The organism is Burkholderia sp. RS01, from assembly GCF_039748055.1.
Classification (GTDB): Bacteria; Actinomycetota; Actinomycetes; order Actinomycetales; family Micrococcaceae; genus Arthrobacter.
Genome location: NZ_JBDLAK010000049.1, coordinates 1 through 1572, shown reverse-complemented (window position 1 = coordinate 1572; position 1572 = coordinate 1). Strand labels below are relative to the sequence as shown.

1 protein-coding gene is annotated in these 1572 nt (G+C 65.8%); it reads right to left on the bottom strand.

All coding sequences use genetic code 11. The features are described 5' to 3' along the window. Window positions 1-308: 308 nt before the first annotated feature. Complete coding sequence (locus ABFP37_RS22450) at window positions 309-1415, bottom strand: IS110 family transposase (protein WP_347035025.1); 1107 nt, start codon at window positions 1413-1415, stop codon at window positions 309-311. Window positions 1416-1572 lie beyond the last annotated feature (157 nt).

Sequence of the window (1572 nt, the reverse complement as noted above, 5' to 3'; positions counted from 1 at the left end):
ACACCTGATATGTAGGTATTTCTTGTCAAGGGGGCAAGGGTGAGCGGTCCAAGACTGGGTGTCTTGGACCGCTCCTTTTGTGTTCCGTTCCTTGGGCCCGTCCGGGGCTGGCTGGCGCGTCGTGATCGACGGGCGCTGTCAGACTGATATGCGCGGGTTGGTTACCGCAGGACGAGGTGTTCGGCTGGAGGGGTGCCGCTGGTCTAGCAATGTCGGGCGTCACCGGAACTACCCGGTTGTCCATAGGTGTTTCGCGGGTCTCCTCCACGCTGCCAAGCCATCAGGACAGGGCCGGGAACGGCACACGTCTATTCATCCGTCCACGGCTGCTCCTGTTGGACCGCGGCGGCGAGGGACCAGCACCAGCCAGCCAATTCGCGGGCGACGGCGACATTGGCGATGACCCGGCGTTTGTGCCGGGCTTCGAACTGCTCCCACTTGTGGTGCAACCGGTGGTTCCCCTGGTGTCCGCGGACCCGGGAGGCCTCGTCGGCTGCATCCCAGCGGGAACGCATGTCGCGGCTGGCATTGTTGTAGGGGCGCCGGTGGTGCCACGCGGCCTCGACCAGCAGGCGTCGGGCGTGGGTGTTCCCGGTTTTGGTGATGGCTCCCTGGGACCGGGACGCACCGGAGGTATGTTCGGAGGGGACAAGACCCAGATACGCGCCGATCGTGGAGCCGGTGAAGCGGGTCCAGTCGCCGATCTCCACCGCCAGGCCGAAGGCGGTGAGCACCGAGATGCCGCGCAGACACATCAGCGCCCGCACGACCGGGGCATACGGCTCGGTCGCCGCCATCGCCGTGATCTTCGCATCCAAACGGTTGCGGCGGTCCAGCGTCAGCTCTGCCATTTCCAGGCCGGCCTCGTACGCAGCCTGCAGGGCAGGATCGTCAAAACGCTGCCGGTGCAGCCAGGTGTGGTGGGCGTCGGTCCAGGCATGGCCACCGGAGTAGACCAGACCGTGGCGCAGCAGGAGCTTCGAGATCCGGTGCCTGGCCCTCATCAGATCCGAACGGACGTCCTCGCGGGCACGTACCAGATCACGGGCCGCCTCCTGAGCCGGACCCGGGACCCGCACCGGGGTAATTTGCCCGAGCAGCGCCAACCGGGCCAGATGCTCTGCATCGCGGGCATCGGTCTTCACCCGGTCCCCGGACGGCCGCTGGAGCTTGGACGGCGCCGCGACCAGGCATTCGACCCCTGCGGCTGCCAGCAACCGGGCCAGGCCGAATCCCGTTGGGCCTGCCTCATAGACAACGAGGACCGGACCCGGCAATCCAGAAATCCACTCGGCGATCCCGGCATCGTTCGCGGCGAGGCTCTGACGCAGGATCTCGCCGGTCTCACGATCGATCGCGCAGCCCTTCACACTGCGCGCATGGACATCCAAACCCACGTAGGTACGCTTATTCATGGCTGGAACCTCCCGACGTTCAAATGTGGCTCTACCAGTCCACACCCCCGCCTCTTGGTGGCGGAACAGACCGTGGCCCGGCAACCCACGAACCTCTTTGAACCCGAGGTTCCAGTCCTACATCAGGGACCGGCCCGCCACACTTCATATCGTCTAG